Consider the following 20,772-nt stretch of genomic DNA (forward strand, 5'->3'; position numbering starts at 1 on the left):
AGAAATGAACAAACTTATTTTTGATCCGGCAGACCTGGAGCAATACCGGCTCCAGGCCTCGGTGGCTGATTTTGACGCTGAAATGGCCGCCTACAAGCACGCCAGTGAACGGGCCCGCGCTGCCTTGAGCACTTGTTTCAGCACGCACGCCTATGGCGATGACCCGGCAGAAAAACTGGATGTCTATGCAGCCCGCCACGCCGGTGCCCCGGTTTATTTGTTCATTCATGGTGGCTACTGGCGCATGTTGTCCAAGGACGACTCGGCCATGATGGCGCAAAGCCTGCATGCCGCCGGTGCCACAGTGATTTGCCTGGACTACGGCCTGGCTCCCGCTTACCGCCTGCCGCAGATCGTGGCGCAATGCGAACGCGCTTTGCAGTGGGTTCACGCGCATGCTAGGCAATTCAATGGCGACCCACAGCGTATTCATATTAGTGGCAGCTCGGCAGGAGGGCACTTAAGCGGCATGTTGCTGGCGGCCGATGCCCAACGCGAACAGCGCCTGATCCACAGCGCCAGCATTCTCAGCGGCGTGATGGATTTGCATCCCATCTTGCAGACCGCCGTGAATGACTGGCTGCAGTTGGACGACGAACAAGCCCAACGCTATAGCCCGGCTTTGCACCCACCAGCGCAAGGAACCCCCGTGCTCGTGGCCTGGGGCGCACTGGAACCGGCCGTCATGCACGAACAAAGCCGTCACTACGCCCGGCAATGCGAGCTGGCGGGCTGCCTGGTGCAGAGCATGTCCGTGCCAAACCGACATCATTTCAACGTCTTGATGGATCTGGAGCAGAGCGACAGCGCATTGACGCTGGCCGTGTTGCAGACCATGAATCGTCATACCCAGGAGGAGAGACTATGACACAAGCAACTTCCCACTCCACCCTAACCGCGTGCTTTGAGCCCCGCCGTCTGGGCCACGTCAACCTGTGGGTTGATGAGCTGCAACGCGGTGAAGATTTTTACAGCCAGGTCTGTGGCCTGAAAGTGGAATTTACCGAACCTGATCTGGTGGCCACCTTTTTGGGCACCGGCCACACTCCCCATGACCTGGGCATGATGGAAACGACCAAAGGCGTGAATCGCTATGGCCGTGACGGTCTGCTGCAACTGCCCGGCACGATCGGCCTGAATCCCGGCCTGAATCACCTGGCCTGGGAATTGGAGAACGAGGCTGAACTGGTGGCTGGCTGGAGGCGTGCAAAAGAACAGGGGTGCGACATTGACATGACGGTGGACCACCAGGTCGCTCATAGCGTCTATATGTTTGACCCCGATGGCAACTACAACGAGTTCTACTGCGACACCATTAAAGACTGGCGCAGCGTGCTAGGTGGCCCCATGGAATTGCTGACCAGCCGCTGGGATCCCGAAGGGCAGGAGCCATTTTCCGAAGGCCGCTACGATGCTGACCCGGTTCTGGAAACAGTGCCTGACGCCCCGGTCCAACCCCGTCGTGTCACCCACGCCGTGCTGCGTACCGCTCAGTTGGACGCCATGCGCCACTTCTATACCGACGTCGCTGGTCTGGACGTGGTCTATGAAAACGATCGAGTCGTCTATTTACGTGCCGGCCTGGCCAATTATGATTACAGCCTGATTCTGGTACGTGACAAACAAGCTTCCTTCTCTCATGGTAGTTTCGAGCTGGCCAGCGTTCAGGATCTGGAACAAACGCTGGAGCGCCTGAAAGCCCAGAACATCATCCCCGTTTACGATGTGAACCTGCCCTGGAAGCGCGCTTTCTTCTTGCGTGATCCGGACGGTCTGCTCAGCGAGTGGCATGTGACGCAGGCAGGCGAGCGCGCTCTGGATCGCCATCACTCTTTGCCTTTGTGGGCGCAAGTTTAAGGAAACCAGCATGTCCGATAAAAAACGAAGTGCCTTGGTCGCAGGCGGTGGCCTGGGTGGCTTGGCAACCGCTGCCGCCTTGGCTCAGCGCGGCTGGGATGTCACCGTGCTGGAGCGCCAGTCTGAATTGCGCGCCAATGGCTCCGGTATTTATATCTGGGAAAATGGCCTGCGCGTTCTGAAGGCCTTAGGGGCTTACGAGCAAGCCATTGAAGGTGCCTTTTACGGTAGCCATTTTGAACAGCGTGACCTGAATAACGAAGTCATCGATTGCGGCCCCACACCAGCCGACCGTCGGCTGATTACCGTCATGCGCTCGCAACTGCTGAAATCCCTGGAGCAAGCAGGCAAGCGCGCCGGCGTGAAGGTTCGCACGAATGTAGAAGTCATCGCCGCTAACGCACGCGGGGAAGTTCAATTGGCCTCGGGCGAGCGCTTGCGTGCTGATCTGGTGATAGGCGCCGATGGCATCTGGTCACGTATCCGCCAGGCTCTGGGGCTGGAGCTGGTACACGAGCAAACTCGCGAAGGGGCCTTACGCACCATGATCGAGCGCAGGCCGGGCGACACCCAAGAGCAAGATGCTCAAAAATACATCGAGAACTGGAACGGCCTGCATCGTTTGTTGATTACGCCAGTCAGTGAAACCCAAACCTATCTGGCCCTGACTTGTCCACACGACGATGTGCGCGCCAGCAATACCCAGATCGACAAGGAATACTGGTCCGCTTTGTTCCCGCATTGGGCACACCTGATTGCGCGTGCCGATGGCCCAGTCAGTTGGGGTCGTTACAGTGTGACACGCTGCAAAACCTGGTCCAGCGGTCGTACGGCGATTTTAGGTGACGCCGCTCATGCTCAACCTCCGAATCTGGGGCAGGGCGGGGGCATGGCCATGCAAAATGGTCTGGCTCTGGCCACCTTCCTGGAAAAGGTCCAGGATGTGCGCGATATACCCGACGCCTTGGAGGCCTGGGAGAACAATGAGCGCGAGATTGTTGAGCACTGCCAGAAGTGGTCCTGTTTATATGGCGAGATCAGTGCCTTGCCCGATGCCGTGCGTACGCAAGTTGTGCGTTCTGCCATGTCCAATCCCTGGAGCTACGCGCAGATTTTCCGCGCTGCCAGTCATACGCCGACGGGCACTGTCCAAGCAGAGCGCTGCTAGTATACTGACGGTCCGCTTGTCGCTCCGGTTTCATGGGGCGTCAAGCGCAGGACTGACTCCTCCAAGGCACCATGAGCAAAACTTCCGTTTCCATCCCTGATAGCTGTGTAGAAACCAATCTGGCCTTCCAGATGGCAAGCATTATCTACAAGTTGGACCAAACGCTAAGATCGACCACCTTGCGTGAGCACAATATGACTTATGTGCATTTTCGGGTCTTGCAATATCTGTGGGATGAAGACGGGCGCAGCATCGGTGAAATTGCCAAGGCCATTGTCGTGCATCAGCCGGTCTTGAGCCGGGTAATTGATCAAATGCAAGAGCGTGAATTGGTTCAGCGTCGCGCAGACGAAAACGACAGTCGCTATATGCGTGTGTACCTGAGCGAAACGGGCCGCGAACGCTATGCGCAAGTCTGGCCCGCCGCCAAGGCAATGATTGATAACGCCCTGTCCGTGCTCAGTCCTGATGAGCGCGAAGACTTTGGCCGCATGCTGCGCCATGTTGCCGCGCATCTGGCGACCTGAGGCAAGGGTTAACGCTGGGCCTGGCCCGGTAGATTGGCCCGAATCAAACGACCCGCAATGGAATCGGTATGGGGCAGATCCGGCAAGGCATCACCCGGGCCAAACCAGCGCGCGTCATTGATCTCGTCAGCCTGGATACGCAAATCACCGCCCGCATATTCGGCGGTATAAGCCACCATCAAAGAATGTGGAAAAGGCCAGGACTGACTGCCGAAATACTGGATACGGTCCACGCGCAGTCCCACCTCCTCCATCACCTCGCGGTGAATGGCTTCTTCCAGATTCTCACCAGCTTCCACGAAACCAGCCAAGGCGGTGTAACGCGCCGTGGCATACGTAGAGTGGCAGGCCAACAAGATACGGTCCTTGTCGCGGATCAGCACCATCATGGCCGGGGAGATTCGGGGGTAGGCCGAGAAGCCACAGGAAGTGCAGCGAAAACACAGCTCATGCTTGACGCGTTCCATGGCGGAGCCGCACACCCCACAGTAACGATGACTACGTGCCCATTCTGAGACTTGAAAAGCCCGGTTCACCAGACTGGCTTGATCGCCCAACTGCGAGAGCACGCCGCGCAAGGGACGAAAGATAAAGCCATCTGGAGCCGGGGTCTGGACGGCGACGTGGCAGGCAAAATCCTGACAATCCTCGCCCGGAAAAAGAGCATGCCATTGCGCCGGAGCTAAATCCAGAGCGGGTTTGGCGGGAATCAAGGCTTGCCCTTCCTGGCTGCTGACCAATATTTCATTTCCACGAAAAATGAAATTCATGTGTTTCCTGTCCTTTAATAAGCCGCCTAAGTGCAGCGCAACGCTGGCTATTGTACGGGAAGGCCAAAGGTGAAAAAAAAGCGGAAAAATACAGCAGGCCAAGCAAGGTATCAAGGTCAGGGACAGAGAAAACGGCTGTTTTAAAACCAGAAACACAGTTGTCAAAGAGATGACGTTTGTCATGACTTTATTTGCCATACCCCAGGACAAAACGTGCAAGCCAACTAATTAGCAGGCAGATAATTAAGCATGTATTTATTTAAACTTAATGACTTGTTTTTAAATTTTTAAAAGTGAATTCATTATTTATAAAAATCATTTCTTATTTTTGTTTTATTTTTTATTTTAAAAATTTCTGTTTTATTTTTATATATTAAGTCGGCTTATAAAGTGTTGATGTTTTTTACTCATTCAACCAGACCACTTTTAAAAAAAATGCTGCCGGGAGTTTGGCACTCATCCGGAAAGGCCCACAAAAAAACCGCCAGATCTGAACCAGACGGTTTTCTGAAAAAAACCGCATAAACCTTGGGGGTTAATGCGGTTTAAGCAGACAGCACCTGCAGAAAAAGAACTGTGGGAAGGGAAAAAAAAGAGGCTGACTTGGTTTTACTCGATGTTTTGGGTTTGTTCGCGCAGTTGCTCAATACACAGCTTCAGGTCGATAGAGGCACGTGTCACGTCCATGCTGCCAGCCTTGGAGCCCAAGGTATTGGCCTCACGGTTCATCTCCTGGAACAAGAAGTCCAAACGCTTACCGGTGCTGCCTTGGCGGGTACTTTTCTTGTTGGACGCCACACTGGTATCGCCGTTCAGAATCAGCTCCAGCTCGGTCAAATGCGAACGCAGGCGGGCGATTTCCTCGGCCACATCAATACGCAGAGAGAAGACAGCCGCTTCCTGGGCAACGCGGGCAGACAGCTCTTGGCCCGAAATCAAGGCAAAGCCGTCTGGGCTGGCTTGCAGCAAGGCGTCATGCAGGCGAGTAGCAATCTTGTTCTTTTGCTCTGTCAGGATTGCGGGCAGGTGCTGCTCGACCTCGTCCACAATGGCGCTTATGTCTTGACGAATAGCCAGCATAGCTTGTGCCAGACGCTGGCCTTCACGTTCTCGGGTGGCCTGAAAATCCAGCAAGGCAGCCTCAAACGCCTCACTGACCATGGGTAGCCAGACTTGCGGGTCCATGCCCGAATTATTGCCGCTTTGATTGCTCAACAAGGTATGCAACTCGGGCGCAGGCAGGTCCGGAATGGCAACACGTGCTACTTGCAGCATCTGCGCCGTGCGCTCGACCGCTTCCATGTCCAGGTTTCGTTGCTGATCCGTGCCACTACGGGCAAAGTTGACCCGCAATTCCAGCTTGCCGCGCTGCACGCCCTTTGCAGCCAGCTCGCGCAGCAGATTCTCCGCAAAGCGCAGCTCTTCGGGCAGACGCAGATTCAGGTCCAGAAAGCGGTTATTAACGCTGCGCATCTCGATATTGAGGGTGCCTGCTTCGGACTCGGCCTTGGCACTGCCAAACGCGGTCATGCTACGGATCATGGGTGGGTCGCTTTAAGAATGGAATAAAGCCGCCAATTGTACTCTCAGGTCCCGGCTTTGGCCGCTCCTCTCGCTGCTACAAAGCTCTATACTTTAGGCATTCAAGGCCTGTGAGGGCCAATTTTTTTTCATCACGAAGGGCAGTCATGCTACGAATCCTGCATACAGCCGATTGGCAAATAGGTCGCCAGTACTCGCGTTTTGAGCTGGAGGACGCAGCCGCCCTGGCCGAGGCGCGTTTCAAGGCCATCGAGAAGCTGGCCGCACTGGCGACGGAACATCGGGCTGATCTGCTGGTAGTCGCAGGCGACGTCTTTGACTCGCAAACCCTGAGCGATCGCAATCTACGCCGCAGCTTCAATGCCATGGCGGGATTCACCGGCCCCTGGCTACTCCTGCCCGGTAACCATGACGCTGCCTTGAGCGAAAGCGTCTGGACGCGCGCGCGCCGCTTGAACTGCATTCCCAACTACGTGCATGTGCTTGATAAACCAGAGACGTTTCTGCTGGCGAGCCTGAAACTTGCGGTCTTGCCAGCACCGTTGACACAACGCCAGACTTACCAGGACTTGAGCGAGTGGTTCGATCGGGCTGAAAGCCCAGCAGGCTACTGGCGTCTGGGTTTGGCGCACGGCAGCGTCAGCGGGGTGCTGGAACACCTGGACAGCCACAATCTCATTGATCAAAACCGCGTACAACGAGCCAATCTGGACTATCTGGCGCTGGGCGATTGGCATGGCACCGTTAAAATCAACGATCGCTGTTACTACAGCGGCACCCCCGAGCCAGACCGCTTTCGGGATAATGACGCCGGCCAAGCCTTGCTGGTCGATATCAGCGAACCCGGCGCAACACCTGCGGTTCAAGCCTTGCCGGTTGCCCAGCACCCTTGGCGCAGCATTCAGCAGCATTTGAATGACGACACGGACCTGGATCTGCTAGAGCGGGAACTCAGTGCGTTGACCGATCAAAGCGTGGTGGAGCTGGAACTATCTGGCCAACTAAGCCTAGGCGGTTTTGAGCGTCTGGAGAGCATTCTGGGGCAGGCCCAGGCCCGTTGTCGCGCCTGGGATTGCCAGCGCGATGCCTTGCGTCTGGCCCCGTCCGAGGAAGATCTGAACGCCTTACAAGCCGATGGCTATCTGCAGGCGGCATTGAAACAATTGCAGGAGCTGCGTCACGGCAATCAACAGCAAGCCGCCGAAGATGCCTTGTTGATTCTGGCCGGTTTGCTGCGCGATAAGGAAGGCGGTCATGCACATTAAGTCCCTGCGCGTCGAGCAATTCAAGCGCTTTCGTCAGCCCGTCTCACTGGACAAGCTGGAGCTGGGCCTGAATATCATTAGCGCCCCGAATGAGGCCGGTAAAAGCACCTTGGCTGAAGCCCTGCGCACGGTGTTTTTCGAGCGCTATGGCACGGGCAGCCTGACAAAAATCCTGCCTTGGGGCGACTCCTCGGCCGCGCCAGAAATCGAGTTGAATTTCAGCCTGAACGGCCAGGACATGCGCCTGAGCAAGCGTTTTCTGAAGCGCAAGCGCTGCGATCTGTACATAGGCAATCAGCATTTGGACAATGATGAAGCCGAGCAGTACCTGGCCCAGCAAATGGGCTTTGAGTACGCCGCCAAAGGCAGCAGCCAGGCTCGTAACTGGGGTGTGCCGGGCCTGTTGTGGATCGAGCAAGGGCAGGGGCAGGATCTGCGCAGCTCGGTCGAACACGCCAGCGGCACCTTACAGCAGGCTTTAGGTAGTGAAATCGCCGATCTGACCAGTGCCGACGGGGATTATCTGATCGAACAGGCCCAGCAACAGTTGGACCAATATGTGACCCAGGCTCAAGGACAGCCGCGTGGCGTCTGGTTGGCAGCGCAGAAAGAGGCCAAGGAGCTGGAAGAGCAGTTACAAAGCCAGCAGTCCGCCTTGCAGCAGTATCAACAGTGGGTGAACGAACTGGCGCAGGCCCGCAAGCAAATTGCCCATGCCGAGACAAACCGCCCTTGGGAACAACTGCGCGAACAAGCCAAACACGTGCAAGTTCAGCTGCGTCAAGCCCGCCAATTACAGGAGCGCGCCAAGGAAATACAACAGGCACTGACCATGCTGGCAGAGCGCGAAAAGCTCTATCAGCAAGCCGGGGAGCGCGATCAGGAATCGGCCAGCCAACGTAGCCAGCGCGCCGAACAGGTGAAATCCTTAGGCGCCAAGCTAGAGCAAGAGCAGGGCACGCTCAACACCCTCAGCCAGCGTCTGGAGCAGGCTCGCAGCCATGCAGACGCCAGCCGGCAGGAGCAGGAGCGCGCCCGTACCTGGCAACAATGGTTTCAAGCGCAGGCCAATTTTGAAGACACCCAGCAGCAATTGTTGCAGGTGCAAGGACAACTGGAGGAGTTGGGCAAGCTGGAAACCCAGCTGGCTCAATGCGGTGCCGCCTTGGTGCAGTTGAAAATAAGCGATGAGGCATTGGACCAAGTGCGCCAGCAGCATCAGCTTATCCAGCGCTTACAACACCAGCTTGAGACGATTTCCACCGAAGTGCAGATCGAACTGCAAGACGGAGCCAGCCTGCTATTGGATGGCGAGTCCATTCAAGGCCAACACCGCGCTCACCTGAGCACCAGCACCCTGATTGAGCTGCCCGGAATGGGCCAGCTACGCATCATTCCGGGTGGTCGCGATCTGGGTAAGGTGCAGCAACAATTGGCGCAAACCCGGCAAGAATACACACAGGCGCTTAGCCAACTGGGCGCGCAAAGCCTGGAAGAATTAGAGCGTCGCCGCGAGCAATATCGGGAACAAGAGCAGCAAGACCGATTGTTACGCAGCGCCATGAAAGCGCTTGCCCCGCAGGGTAAGGCGCATTTGCAGGGCCTGGTTCAGGCGGCTCAGCAGCGCGTAGCCCCGCAGCGCCCACAAGGCGAGGCGATTGAGGCCTCGGAACGGGACCGTATCGCCCAAGCAACGGTCCTGGCCGAGCAACAGTACCGTGCGCTGGAAAGCGATTGGCACGACGCCCGTGAAGCCGTCGCCCGCACCCAGGCCCACCTGGAGCAGGCACGCGCCGAAGCCAACAGCCTGGAGCAGCAATGGGCTGACCCGCAACGCCAGCAAGCCCAGCAGGAGCGCGAACAGCAATGGAGACAGTTGCGCCTGCAACGCGAACAACAATTGACCGATCAAAAGACGCTGGCCACCGAACTGGCCGCCTTGCCTGTCTCGGTTCTGGAGCAGGACCTGCAACGTCTGGAGCGCAGCGCCCTGCAGCAGGAGCAAAGCTATAACGAGGCCTGTCTGGCCGCCCAACTGGTGCAAACCAAGCTGGAAACTCACGGAGCACAAGGCCTGGAAGAGCAAATCGACCAGACTTTACTGCGTCTGCACGACTGCCAGCGTCGGTGCGCCACTTACGAGCGCCGTGTTGCAGCCTTGCGCCTGCTGCTGTCTGTGCTGCGCGAACAGCGCAACGCCTTGACCCAGCAATTACACGAACCTTTGCAAAAGCACATCAACCACTATCTGCGCCTGCTTTTGGGCAAGGCTCAGGTGGAGCTGGACGAGCATCTGGCCCCACGCTGGTTGCAACGCGACAGTGGGCAAGGGCTGGCGGACGATATCGACGGTTTGAGCTTTGGCGCACGCGAGCAAATTGGTCTGATTGCGCGCCTGGCCTATGCGGATCTATTGCAGCAAGCCGGACGTCCTACCTTGCTGATTCTGGATGACGTGCTGGTCCACAGCGACAACGATCGGCTGGGTGCCATGAAGCGCATTATTCACGATGCCGCCCAACGCCATCAGATCCTGCTTTTCACCTGTCAGGCCGATAAGTGGATGGACATGGGTGTGGCGCTACGGCCTGTCCCGCAAGGCGTACAATAAGCGTTTTGAATGTTATCCGGAGCCTAGCCTTGTCTGAAAACGCTACGATTGCACGCCCCTCGGGTCGATCTGCTGCACAATGCCGTCCTATCGAACTGGTGACCGGTTTTACCCGTCACGCCGAAGGCTCGGTACTGATCCGTCTGGGTGAAACCCATGTTTTGTGCAATGCCAGCGTGCTCGACAAAGTCCCCCCCTTTCTGAAAGGCAAGGAGCAGGGCTGGGTAACGGCAGAATACGGCATGCTGCCTCGCTCCACGCACACCCGCTCGGACCGTGAAGCCGCCCGTGGCAAGCAAAATGGCCGCACCCAGGAAATCCAGCGTCTGATCGGCCGCAGCCTGCGCGCCGTCTTCGATCTGAAAGCCCTGGGCGAGCGCACCATTCACATTGACTGCGACGTTTTGCAAGCCGACGGCGGCACCCGCTGCGCCAGCATTACCGGTGCCTGGGTGGCTGCCAGTCTGGCCGTACGCGGTCTGCAAGAGCAGGGCAAGCTACAAGCCTCGCCCATTCAGGATCAGTTGGCGGCCGTCTCGGTCGGTGTCTTCGAATCCAATCCCGTACTGGATCTGGACTATCTGGAAGACTCCGCCTGCGGCGTGGACATGAATATCGTCATGACAGGCAGCGGCAATCTGGTGGAAGTGCAGGGCACTGCCGAAGGCCAGACCTTTGCACGACCCACCTTGAACCGCTTGCTGGATCTGGCCGAGCAGGGCATTGCCGAACTGATGCAAGCTCAGAAACAAGCTTTGCAGGGCTGATTGTTATGAATTGGGTTTGTTCTGCCACCTACGCCACACGGCTAGGCGGCGGGACAAACCTGCTATTGGGACGCCGTGCCGTTCCGCGCAGCATCCACTGCCTGGCACGGCGCCTTGCCATTTTTACTGAACAGGGCGCTTTGCCGCCTGCAGCGACTTATGAACACTGAATCCAAGCGTGTTGTCCTGGCCTCCAACAATGCCGGCAAGCTCAAGGAGTTTTCCGCCATCCTGGCCCAGGCCGGTATCAGCATGGTCCCGCAAGGCCAATTGGACATTCCTGAGGCCGAGGAACCCTTTGCTACTTTTATCGAGAATGCGCTGGCCAAGGCTCGCCATGCCAGCCAGTTAAGCGGCTTACCCGCCTTGGCCGACGACTCCGGCCTGTGTGTGCGCGCCCTGGACCAAGCTCCCGGCGTGTACTCCGCTCGTTTTGCCGCCCGCGAACTGGGTGGTGAAAAGTCCGATGCTGCCAATAACGCTTTGCTGGTCCAACGTCTGCAAGGACAACGCGACCGCCGCGCCTGTTATGTGGCCGTTCTGGTGTATGTGCGCCATGCCCAGGACCCACGGCCTATCGTGATTGAAGGCGTCTGGGAAGGGGAGATTCAGGATCAGCCCGTTGGCGAGAATGGCTTTGGCTACGATCCGCATTTTTACCTGCCTGAATTCAAGCAAACCGCGGCGCAGCTCTCGCCGGAAGTGAAGAACCAATACAGCCACCGGGCGCAAGCCATGCAAGCACTGCTGGCCCGTCTGGCCGCCGAGTAAAAACATGACTGTTTTTTCTCCCGAAGTGCGCATTCGGCCTGGCTCCGGCCCTGCCACTTTGCTTCCCAGTCTGCCTCCCTTGTCTGTGTACGTTCACGTGCCCTGGTGCGTGCGCAAATGCCCATACTGTGACTTCAACTCACACGAAGCACCGGCTGAGCTACCCGAAAACGAGTATCTGGACGCCTTGCAAGCCGATCTGGAGCAAACCTTGCCACTGGTCTGGGGCAGACAGGTGATTTCCGTGTTTATCGGTGGCGGCACGCCCAGCCTGCTGTCGGCCCAGGCGCTGGACCGCATGTTGGCCTTGCTGCGTTCCCATCTGAACCTGCTGCCCGACGCAGAAATCACCCTGGAAGCCAATCCCGGTGCCTCGGAAGCCTCGCGCTTCATGGACTTTGCGCAAAGCGGTGTAAACCGGATTTCCTTGGGTATTCAGAGCTTTAACGATCAAGCCCTGAAGGCACTGGGTCGTATTCATGACAGCCAGCAAGCACGGCAGGCCATTGAAGCCGCCATGAAGGCTGTGGAGCGCGTCAATCTGGACATCATGTACGCCTTGCCGGGCCAGACCCCAACGCAATCCGAGCAGGACATTGTGCAAGCCATGTCGTATGAGACCGAGCACTTGTCGCTTTACCATTTGACGCTGGAACCCAATACCGTCTTTGCCAAATACCCGCCCGCCTTGCCCGATGACGACGATAGCGCCGCCATGCAGGACAGGTTGATCGAGTTAACTGCCAGCCGTGGATGGAACCAGTACGAGATTTCAGCCTACAGCAAGCGGGGTGGCCATAGCCGCCACAATCTGAATTACTGGGAATTTGGCGACTATATCGGCATCGGCCCAGGGGCCCACGGCAAGCTGTCCTTTCACGACCGTATTATCCGTACGGCGACCACCCGCAGCCCGACGCAGTGGATGCAGAACGCCATCAAGCGCGACGGCAGCCACTATGCGCATAACGCCCGCGTCATGCCCAAAGAACTGCCTTTCGAGTTCATGCTGAACGTGCTGCGTCTGAAAGAGGGTGTACCTGCCCAGTACTTCCAGGAGCGTACAGGCATACCACTTGCGCAGATCCTTCCCGTCATCAAGCGCAATATCGAGAAAGGTTTGCTGGCTGCCGACCCGGTTCGCGTTCGTACCACCGATTTAGGCTGGCGATTCTTAAATGATTTACAGGAATCATTCCTGCCAGATGAAGGCTCCTGACATTTAATTGTTTATTTAAGACATTTTTTATTGTGCATCCGCACAATTGCTCTACAATTAATTTCTGGTAAGTCCTATGCCATAACGAATTTATCGATGCCGGTCTGTTTGCATCAATTCAGCCCCGATTTTGATAAGCGTGTTGAAGACCTGCCTTAGTGGGTTACACAATGATCCGCGCCACTCCTCCTCACTTTTTGTTAACGTCATTGACGCTGGAGTAATCATGTCCTCCCCCGAAGATGTTCTGAAGATCATTGCCGAACGCGAAATCACGTTTGTCGATTTCCGCTTTACCGATACTCTGGGCCGCGAGCACCACTTGACCACCCCCGCACACGCGGTGGACGAGGATCGCTTTGAGTCTGGTGTCGCTTTTGACGGCTCTTCCTTGCCTGGCTGGAAAGGAATTGAAGCCTCGGACATGTTGCTCATTCCGGACGCCAAAACCGCCCGTATGGACCCGTTCCGTGAAGAGCCCACCCTGATTCTGACCTGCGATGTGGTCGAGCCTTCCGATTTGAAAGGCTACGACCGCGACCCTCGTTCGCTGGCCAAACGTGCTGAAGCCTACTTGCGCTCCAGTGGTTTGGGCGATACCGCGTACTTTGGTCCCGAGCCGGAATTCTTCGTGTTCGACGGTATTACCTGGAACGACGACATGTCGGGCAGCTTCGTGAAGATTCGTTCCGAAGAAGCCCCCTGGTCGCGCGGTCTGGAACTCAATGGCAACAACCTGGGGCATCGTCCTGGTGTCAAAGGCGGTTACGTTCCTGTTTCACCCACGGATTCGTTTGCCGACTTGCGCTCCGAAATGTGTTTGTTGCTGGAACAGCAGGGCGTTCCTGTTGAAATCCATCACCACGAAGTGGCGGCCCCCGGTCAACTGGAAATCGGCACTCGCTTCTCGACTCTGGTCGAGCGTGCTGACTGGAACCAGATCCTGAAATACACCGTCCACAACGTGGCGCATGTTTATGGCAAAACAGCCACTTTCATGCCCAAGCCTGTCGTTGGTGATAACGGCTCTGGCATGCACGTACACCAGTCCATCTGGAAAGACGGCCAGAACTTGTTTGCCGGTAACGAATACGCCGGTCTGTCCGAGTTCGCCTTGTTCTACATTGGCGGCATCATCAAGCACGCCCGTGCCCTGAACGCCATCACCAACCCTTCAACCAACTCCTACAAGCGTCTGGTTCCGCACTTTGAAGCCCCGGTCAAGCTGGCGTACTCCGCCCGTAACCGTTCGGCCTCGATCCGCATTCCTTACGTCAGCAACCCCAAGGCACGTCGTGTTGAAGCCCGCTTCCCCGATCCAATGGCCAACCCTTACCTGGCTTTCTCGGCCTTGATGATGGCCGGCCTGGACGGTGTGCAAAACAAGATTCACCCCGGCGATGCCGCCGACAAGAACTTGTACGATCTGCCACCCGAAGAGGATGCAAAAATCCCAACCGTTTGTGTGTCGCTGGAACAGGCTATCGAGTCCCTGGACAAAGATCGCGAATTCCTGACCCGTGGCGGTGTGTTCAGCAATGAAATGCTGGACGCCTACATTGAGCTGAAACAAGCCGAAATCACTCGTTTGCGCATGGTGCCGCATCCGGTTGAGTTCGACATGTACTACGGCCTGTAAGATGAAAGGCACTGGCTTTGGCCAGTACGAACAAAAAGAGCGGCTTTCGGGCCGCTCTTTTTATAGGCTTACCAACCGTCGTCGTGCCTATACGTAGCAATCCAGAAGCCAGACCTTCACGGTATGTTATTTCTCTGTAGCCGCAAGGACACTGCCGGCTTGTACTTGCAATTCATGCTTAGACAATCAACCAGACACAGTCTATAAATCACTATTGTTATGGAAGTAGAGATGGATTTGGTTTTCCAATGGAAACGGCTGGACGATCTGTCCACGCGGGAAATGTACGCGATCATCCAGGCGCGCGAAGCTGTGTTTGTGGTCGAGCAACAGTGCGCCTATCAGGACGTGGACGGCCTGGATTTGCATTCCTGGCATTTGTCCGTGCTCAAAGGTAATGAGCTGGTTGCCTATGCCCGTGTCGTCGCGCCCGGTTTGAAATATGCCGAGCCTTCGATTGGCCGCGTCCTGACCTTGGCCCAGTTTCGCAGTCTGAAAATTGGCTATGCACTGGTGGCCGAAGCCATCCGCTTTACCGAAGCCCATTATCCTGGCGCGGGCATACGCATTGGCGCACAGGCGCATTTGCAAAAGTTCTACGGTTCTTTAGGGTTTGAACCTGTGGGCGAGGTCTACGACGAAGACGGCATTCCTCATATTGATATGCTCAAACCGAGTGTCCTTGCTCGATAGCCTCATTAAGTAGCGTGGCGATAGAAACGCAACGTTGCACGACGGTAACAACTGCCTCTGCCCGGTTTTGCTCCGTATAAAGCTCAGATCCTGGCTCTTGGCACGCCAGACATGACAAAGGCCGGAGAGAATCCTCAACCAGCCCCAAAAAATTTGACTTGCAAGGACAAGTATCAAAGCATTCGATACCCGGCAACAAGCGATAAATAAGAAGCGTCAGCCTCCAAATCTAATTCGTGTCTAATCCAGGCAAAGTACCGCTCTCGCCTTGCTCCTTTAGATACTCAATCAAGGCCCGCGCCGAGTTCGACAGGTGCCGTCGATGCGTATAAGCCAGCACCAAACGCAAAGGAGCAGGCGACAAGGGTAGGGGGACTGGAACCAAACGTCCTTGAGCAATGTCGGTTTCACATCCTTGGCGTGCCAAGATCGCAAAACCCAAACCTTTGACGGCACCAGCCCCAGCCAGCAAACCGCTATTGACGCGAAAACGGCTGGAAACATTCAGAACGTGAAAACGACCATCAGGCAAAACAAACTGCCAGGCCTGACCATCCAAGGCTGTATCGGTCGTAATGCAGGGTAAATGCTCCAATTCTTCCAGGCTGCTCGGCATGCCGTATTGCTCGATCAACGCAGGCGCAGCCACAACCTGGCAATCGAAAGAACATAGCGGCTGCACCACGAGGCTGCTGTCTGGCAGAGCACCCCGGCACATCAACAAAGCCAGATCAAAATCCTGCATCAGCACGCCAGGGCCTTCCAAATTGGTCTGACAATGTAGCTCCAGATCAGGGTGCTGGGACGCGAAATCGGCCAGAGCACCGGCGAATAAAACCGGCCCCACCTCCGATGGAATACAAATTCTTAAGCGGCCTGACAAACGGGTGCGTTGATCCAGCAAATCCTGCTCAGCCTGCCTCAAGGCTCCCCACCAAGGCTGGAGCGTGTCAAACAGGCCTTGGCCAACGCTGGTGAGACGCAGTTGCCGGGAACTGCGCTCCAGCAAACGCTGCCCAATCTGCCGCTCCAGTTGCGCTACATAGCGACTGACATTCGAGGTTGGTAAATCCAAGGCCTGTGCTGCAGCGGTAAAACTACCGCTCTCAGCAACTTGTACAAAAACCCGCAAGGCATTTAGATTCAGTTGGGAACTCATGGATTATCCCGGTTTTGATAAATAAACATTCAAATTATAGAGACTGCATATCAAAACCGAGAGCAGTTAGGCTAAAGCCTTTCTTGTTGGTATCTATCACCATGTCTGATTCTGACGTATGTCACCCCCGGCTTTGTGCCCATGCTGTGTCGTTCATCCAGTTTGTTCATGCCCTGGAGTTTATGGCCTTAACGCCTTTGTTTGTCTGGATGGCAGTGGATTTTGATGTCCCTGCGACCTACGCCGGTTATGTCGCCTCCATCTGCATGGGGGCTGCCGCCTTGTCTGGCATATTGGCGGCACGCTGGATGCATCGAGTGGCTTTAAAGCCCTTGTTGCTACTGGCCTTGGTTCTGTTGGCCGTGCTCACAGCCTGGGGCGCGAACAGTTCTGCATTTGGACTATTTCTGATACTGCGCCTGGGCGCCGGTTTGCTCGGCGGTTTTCTGATGAGTGCAGCCATGGCTTTGCTGCTGACTGACCTGAATGCCGAGCAACGGACCGACGCGATTGCGATTGTCGTCAGCGCATTTGCCCTGGTCAGCATTGTCGGAATGCCCGCCACCTTGCTCATCGCTGTGGAGCTGGGTTGGCGTATCGCCTTGCTGGTTCTGGCCGGACTTTGCTTGCTGGCTGCCGCGCTGGCCTATCGCTACCTGCCTTCACGCACTCCCACATCCGCCCAGCAAGTACCTCAACTGTGTTTGGGAAAAGAGGCGTGGCGCTGGTTATGCTTGCCGGCTGTTGCACAAGCAGGGTCACTGCTGCTCATCCCGGTTCTGATCCCTGTTTTAACCTTGTGCTACGGCTCTGAGCTCAAACACATGCCAGCGACGTTCATTCTGGGTGGCGTTGCGGCTTGGCTGGCCTCACGTCTGTCCGCCATAGCTATCAAGAAATGGGGGCAGGTCCGAACATCTGAGCTGGGCACACTGCTTCTGATCCTGTCCTTGATCATGCTGGCCTTGAAATGGGGCACAGCCCAAGGATTCATGATTTTGTTCATGGCAGGCAGCTACATCCGTCTTGTGTGTGCCAGCGCTTGCAGTGCGAGCTATCCCAATCACGTGCAGCGAGGTCGTTTCATGGCGCTACAAACTACAACGAACCATCTTGGCAGCTTTATTGCCTTGGCCCTTCCATCCACGATCTTGAGTGGTCAGGACCTGTCTCTATCAGCGCTCTATACCTTGCTGTGTCTGATGGCACTTGTTGCTGTAGCCTTGCCTATTTTCCTGCGCAGCACTGTCGCCAGACTGAATCCCCATCACGATCAGACACAGGCGGTGGATCACTAACACGCCTAACGCTCTACATCTGCTTACTGATCCCCAAAAGCACCTGGTTTAGGGTGGCAGATTAACGCTTGCATAAGCGTCTAAGGGAGGTCAATTACCGAACGGCATCACGTCAAAGGAGAGTCGCATATGGCTACGCACACCGCCAAACGCGCCAAGCTTTACCGCATGGTGACGGCAGAACATATCTGCCCCTTCGGGCTGAAAGCGCGCGCACTGCTCAAACGTAAAGGCTACGAAGTGGAAGATCACTGGCTTGAAAGTCGGGAAGAGATCGATGCTTTCAAGGCCCAACATCACGTCCGCACCACACCGCAAACTTTTATCGATGCAAAGCGGATAGGGGGCTACGACGAACTGGTCGAGCACTTCGGCGGGACAGTCAAAGACAAGGATGCTGTCAGCTACACACCTGTAATCGCCTTATTGATGATGGCTGCCTTGATGGCTCTGGCCGTTTCCTGGGCGACCTTTGAGCAAATCGTGCGCCTTCAGACACTAGAGTGGTTTATTGCCATTGCCATGTGTTTGTTGGCCGTGCAAAAACTCAAAGATGTGGATGGCTTTGCCACCATGTTTCTTAACTACGACTTGCTCGCCCAGCGATGGGTGCGCTACGCCTACCTGTATCCTTTTGGCGAAGCCTTGGCAGGCGTGTTGATGTTGGCTGGTGCCATGCTGTGGCTGTCGGTGCCCATTGCCTTAGTGATTGGCAGCATTGGGGCCTGGTCTGTGTTCAAGGCCGTTTATATCGACAAACGTGAACTGAAATGCGCCTGCGTAGGTGGCGACAGCAAGGTTCCTCTGGGCTTTGTATCCCTGACTGAAAACCTGATGATGGTTGCGATGGCGGTATGGATGATGATCAAGCCATTCTTGCTGGGCACGTAAACAACCGGCACCTCATCGCCCCGCAGCAGAAAACGGCGTCTAGCGGGCTACGACGGTACTGTGGTTTTTACAGCTCCGCAGGTTCCCCACGCAAAAAGGCCTGGGCCCGCTGCGCCATGATGGCTTCACGGCGAACAAAATCCGCCACAAAGTCATTCACGGGGTGGTGGTGCAAGCTGTAAGGGGAGTCCCACTGGACAATTTTGCCAGCCTGCATCACGCCAATACGATCAGCAATCGCAAACGCTTCAGCCTGATTATGGGTCACTAAAATCGCAGTCATACCTGCGCCTTTCAGAATGTCGCGCACCTCGAACGCAAGACGCTCACGGGTATCTACATCCAGATTAGAAAAAGGTTCATCGAGCAATAGCAGGGAAGGCTTGGGGGCCAAGGCCCGTGCCAAAGCCACGCGCTGCTGCTGCCCCCCCGACAACTCATGCGGATAGCGCTGCGCCAAGCGGGCCAGATCCACCAGTTCCAGCATCTCCAGTACTCGGGCCTGACGCTGAGCTTTATCCCATTTACGCAGGCCAAAGGCCACGTTCTTTTCTACCGTCAAGTGAGGAAAAAGGGCGTAATCCTGGAACATCATGCCCACATGGCGGTCTTCTGGTGGCACTTGATGGGAAACAGCCGACAAGACATGGCCATTTAACAGAATATGTCCGGCACGCAAAGGCTCGAAACCGGCAATGGCTCGCAAGACCGTGGTTTTGCCGCAGCCCGATGCACCTAGCAGACAGCCAATCTCCCCTTGGGGCAGGTGCAGGCTGAGCTGATCAACAACCGGTCGAAAGCCTTCAGACGTTTCATAAGACAGGGTAATTGCCTGCAAATCCAGAAAATCATTCATGATGCGCGTGGGCCAGAGGCCATCAATTGAGTACGTGCCAATAAAATAACGGGGATCAAACCAGCCAAAACAATGGCCAAGGCGGCAACGGCGCCTTCCTCGTAAGTCCCACGAGCCGCTTCCGCATACAGCCAGGTTGCCAATGTCTCGAAATTCATCGGACGCAGCAACAAGGTAGCGGGTAGCTCCTTCATGGCATCAACAAAAATAAGCAGGGCAGCGGCGCCCATCGCGGGGCGCAGCAAGGGCAAATGTACGCGTTTTAACGTACCTGCCGGAGACTCCCCCAATAAACGGGAAGCCTGTTCCAGGGAAGCTGGAATACGAGCCAGTCCGGCTTCAATACCGCCAATCGAAATCGCCAGAAAGCGCAAGGTATAGGCCAAGACCAAAGCCAGGGTCGAGCCCATCAACAACAAGCCTGTGGCGGAGACGCCAAACCAGGACATGATTTGATTGTAGAAAGAGTCAAACAGGACCAAGGGAGTCAACAGTCCAATTGCCAGTACAGTCCCTGGAATGGCGTAACCTAGGCTGCTGACACCGGCCAGAAAACGGGCCAGACGTGGTTTGCGTCCCGAACGTACCGCACGAGCTGCCCAGGCGACGACCAGACCACAGGTCAAAGTCGCCACGGTTGCCAGCGCGGCGATATACAAGGTGTTCCAGGCACTGCTCAGTAATTGCGCCGACACGCCACCTGCCAAAGTCACATGTTTGATCGTCTCATTTAACAAATACAGGGACGGCGCAATAAAACCCACCAGCACAGGCGCCAACCCCAAAGCAATAGCGATACACGCTGCCGAGCCTTTCAGCCTGGTGGGTCGGATAGGTTCAGAGCGCTGATTACTGGAGTAAGCCTGGCGACGGCGACCATAGCGCTCGATGCTGATCAGCGCCGCAACCAGACAGAGCATGGAAACAGCAATTTGTGCCGCACCTGCCAAATCAGAACGTGTCACCCACGTGGTGTAGATAGACACCGTCAAGGTCTGTACGCCCAGGAACTCGGAAGCACCGATATCATTCAGCGTTTCCAGCAAGGCCAGACTGACGCCCACTGCGATGGCCGGTCGAGCCATGGGCAAAACAACACGGAAAAACACACTGCGGCCCGACTCCCCCATAATGCGTGCCGCCTCCAGCAAACTGGCCGATTGGGTGGCAAACATAGCCCGTGTACTTAGATAGACGTAGGGATAAAGTACCGAACCCAACAGAAAGATCGCACCACCCAAAGAGCGCAAATCCGGCAAACGAAACTCACGCGGGCTGCTATAGCCCAAAACATAACGAATGGCCGATTGAATCGGACCGATCGGATGTAACAAATCCAGGTAGGCAAAGGCCACGATATAGGTTGGCACCGCCAGCGGCAGCAATAATGCCCATTGCAAAACCCGCCGTCCGGGAAACTCGTAGGCGGTAATCAGCCAGGCGGATCCCACTCCCAAACAGCTTACTACTACCCCCACGCCCAACAGCAGCAGCAAGGTATTACTCATTGCATGGGGGAGAACAAACTGGAACAGGTGCGACCAGTGCTCGGTCGAGCCGCCTAAGGCGTGGGTCAGCAAAGTAATCACAGGCGCTGCCACAATCAGGGCAATCACAGCGGCAGCCAGGGACCAAAGGGGCAGACGACGAAAAAAAGGCATTATGAAAGGCTAGGTATTACAGGCGCTTAAATGCGCGACGACCGCCGCTCTGATTTCTCAAAGCTGGCGGTCGTAGAA

At 56.1% G+C, this 20,772-nt stretch carries 18 protein-coding genes; 13 read left to right on the forward strand and 5 right to left on the reverse strand.

Features of this window, described 5'->3' with window-relative positions; genetic code table 11:
* Window positions 1–4 precede the first annotated feature (4 nt).
* The 4 genes from OKX01_RS09105 to OKX01_RS09120 all read left to right on the forward strand — a co-directional run bounded on the left by OKX01_RS09105 (window position 5) and on the right by OKX01_RS09120 (window position 3,552).
* Window positions 5–868 carry an alpha/beta hydrolase gene (locus OKX01_RS09105; protein ID WP_264672827.1) on the forward strand — a complete coding sequence of 288 codons (864 nt, stop codon included), beginning with the start codon at window positions 5–7 and terminating at the stop codon, window positions 866–868.
* A complete protein-coding gene (locus OKX01_RS09110) occupies window positions 865–1,857 on the forward strand; it encodes a VOC family protein (protein WP_264672828.1) in 993 nt (330 codons plus the stop codon). The genes OKX01_RS09105 and OKX01_RS09110 overlap by 4 nt, the downstream gene beginning before the upstream one ends.
* 10 nt (window positions 1,858–1,867) lie before the next feature.
* A complete protein-coding gene (locus OKX01_RS09115) occupies window positions 1,868–3,025 on the forward strand; it encodes an FAD-dependent monooxygenase (protein ID WP_264672829.1) in 1,158 nt (385 codons plus the stop codon).
* Between the two features lie 71 nt (window positions 3,026–3,096).
* Entirely contained in the window at window positions 3,097–3,552 is a 456-nt protein-coding gene (locus OKX01_RS09120; protein ID WP_094196673.1) for a MarR family winged helix-turn-helix transcriptional regulator, read from the forward strand.
* A gap of 8 nt (window positions 3,553–3,560) precedes the next feature.
* Here the strand turns inward: OKX01_RS09120 and nudC are convergent, their stop codons facing one another.
* Both nudC and OKX01_RS09130 read right to left on the reverse strand, forming a co-directional pair.
* Window positions 3,561–4,322 (reverse strand): NAD(+) diphosphatase, encoded by a 762-nt coding sequence (nudC, locus tag OKX01_RS09125; protein WP_094196674.1) that lies wholly within the window; start codon window positions 4,320–4,322, stop codon window positions 3,561–3,563.
* 609 nt (window positions 4,323–4,931) lie between these two features.
* Window positions 4,932–5,864, reverse strand: coding sequence for a YicC/YloC family endoribonuclease (locus OKX01_RS09130; RefSeq protein WP_094196675.1), 933 nt, complete (start codon window positions 5,862–5,864; stop codon window positions 4,932–4,934).
* A 146-nt stretch (window positions 5,865–6,010) separates the two neighbouring features.
* Between OKX01_RS09130 and OKX01_RS09135 the strand changes: the two genes are divergently transcribed.
* From OKX01_RS09135 to OKX01_RS09165, 7 genes are all read left to right on the forward strand, one after another.
* Window positions 6,011–7,129, forward strand: a complete 1,119-nt coding sequence (locus tag OKX01_RS09135) for a metallophosphoesterase family protein (RefSeq protein ID WP_264672830.1) — start codon at window positions 6,011–6,013, stop codon at window positions 7,127–7,129.
* Complete coding sequence (locus OKX01_RS09140) at window positions 7,119–9,740, forward strand: AAA family ATPase (RefSeq protein WP_264672831.1); 2,622 nt, start codon at window positions 7,119–7,121, stop codon at window positions 9,738–9,740. Before OKX01_RS09135 ends, OKX01_RS09140 begins: the two co-directional genes overlap by 11 nt.
* Window positions 9,741–9,769: 29 nt before the next feature.
* Window positions 9,770–10,507 carry a ribonuclease PH gene (rph, locus tag OKX01_RS09145; RefSeq protein WP_108727480.1) on the forward strand — a complete coding sequence of 246 codons (738 nt, stop codon included), beginning with the start codon at window positions 9,770–9,772 and terminating at the stop codon, window positions 10,505–10,507.
* 159 nt (window positions 10,508–10,666) lie between these two features.
* Entirely contained in the window at window positions 10,667–11,278 is a 612-nt protein-coding gene (gene rdgB, locus OKX01_RS09150; protein ID WP_094196679.1) for an RdgB/HAM1 family non-canonical purine NTP pyrophosphatase, read from the forward strand.
* Window positions 11,279–11,282: 4 nt separating this feature from the next.
* Window positions 11,283–12,497 carry a radical SAM family heme chaperone HemW gene (hemW, locus tag OKX01_RS09155; RefSeq protein ID WP_230018195.1) on the forward strand — a complete coding sequence of 405 codons (1,215 nt, stop codon included), beginning with the start codon at window positions 11,283–11,285 and terminating at the stop codon, window positions 12,495–12,497.
* Window positions 12,498–12,723: 226 nt separating this feature from the next.
* Window positions 12,724–14,136, forward strand: a complete 1,413-nt coding sequence (gene glnA / locus OKX01_RS09160) for a type I glutamate--ammonia ligase (protein WP_094196681.1) — start codon at window positions 12,724–12,726, stop codon at window positions 14,134–14,136.
* 231 nt (window positions 14,137–14,367) lie between these two features.
* Entirely contained in the window at window positions 14,368–14,829 is a 462-nt protein-coding gene (locus OKX01_RS09165) for a GNAT family N-acetyltransferase (RefSeq protein WP_125276840.1), read from the forward strand.
* Between the two features lie 229 nt (window positions 14,830–15,058).
* Here the strand turns inward: OKX01_RS09165 and OKX01_RS09170 are convergent, their stop codons facing one another.
* Complete coding sequence (locus OKX01_RS09170; protein WP_108727482.1) at window positions 15,059–15,988, reverse strand: LysR family transcriptional regulator; 930 nt, start codon at window positions 15,986–15,988, stop codon at window positions 15,059–15,061.
* Window positions 15,989–16,089: 101 nt separating this feature from the next.
* On the opposite strand from OKX01_RS09170, the gene OKX01_RS09175 reads away from it, so the two are divergent.
* Window positions 16,090–17,286: an MFS transporter gene (locus OKX01_RS09175; RefSeq protein ID WP_264672832.1), complete on the forward strand. Its 1,197-nt coding sequence runs from the start codon at window positions 16,090–16,092 to the stop codon at window positions 17,284–17,286.
* A 129-nt stretch (window positions 17,287–17,415) separates the two neighbouring features.
* Complete coding sequence (locus OKX01_RS09180) at window positions 17,416–18,177, forward strand: glutaredoxin (RefSeq protein ID WP_257504840.1); 762 nt, start codon at window positions 17,416–17,418, stop codon at window positions 18,175–18,177.
* Between the two features lie 67 nt (window positions 18,178–18,244).
* Here the strand turns inward: OKX01_RS09180 and OKX01_RS09185 are convergent, their stop codons facing one another.
* Together OKX01_RS09185 and OKX01_RS09190 are read right to left on the reverse strand one after the other, a co-directional pair.
* Complete coding sequence (locus OKX01_RS09185; protein WP_094196685.1) at window positions 18,245–19,033, reverse strand: ABC transporter ATP-binding protein; 789 nt, start codon at window positions 19,031–19,033, stop codon at window positions 18,245–18,247.
* A complete protein-coding gene (locus OKX01_RS09190) occupies window positions 19,030–20,694 on the reverse strand; it encodes an ABC transporter permease (protein WP_125276838.1) in 1,665 nt (554 codons plus the stop codon). Before OKX01_RS09190 ends, OKX01_RS09185 begins: the two co-directional genes overlap by 4 nt.
* Window positions 20,695–20,772 lie beyond the last annotated feature (78 nt).

Source organism: Alcaligenes sp. SMD-FA, assembly GCF_025960365.1.
Lineage (GTDB): Bacteria > Pseudomonadota > Gammaproteobacteria > Burkholderiales > Burkholderiaceae_B > Alcaligenes > Alcaligenes aquatilis.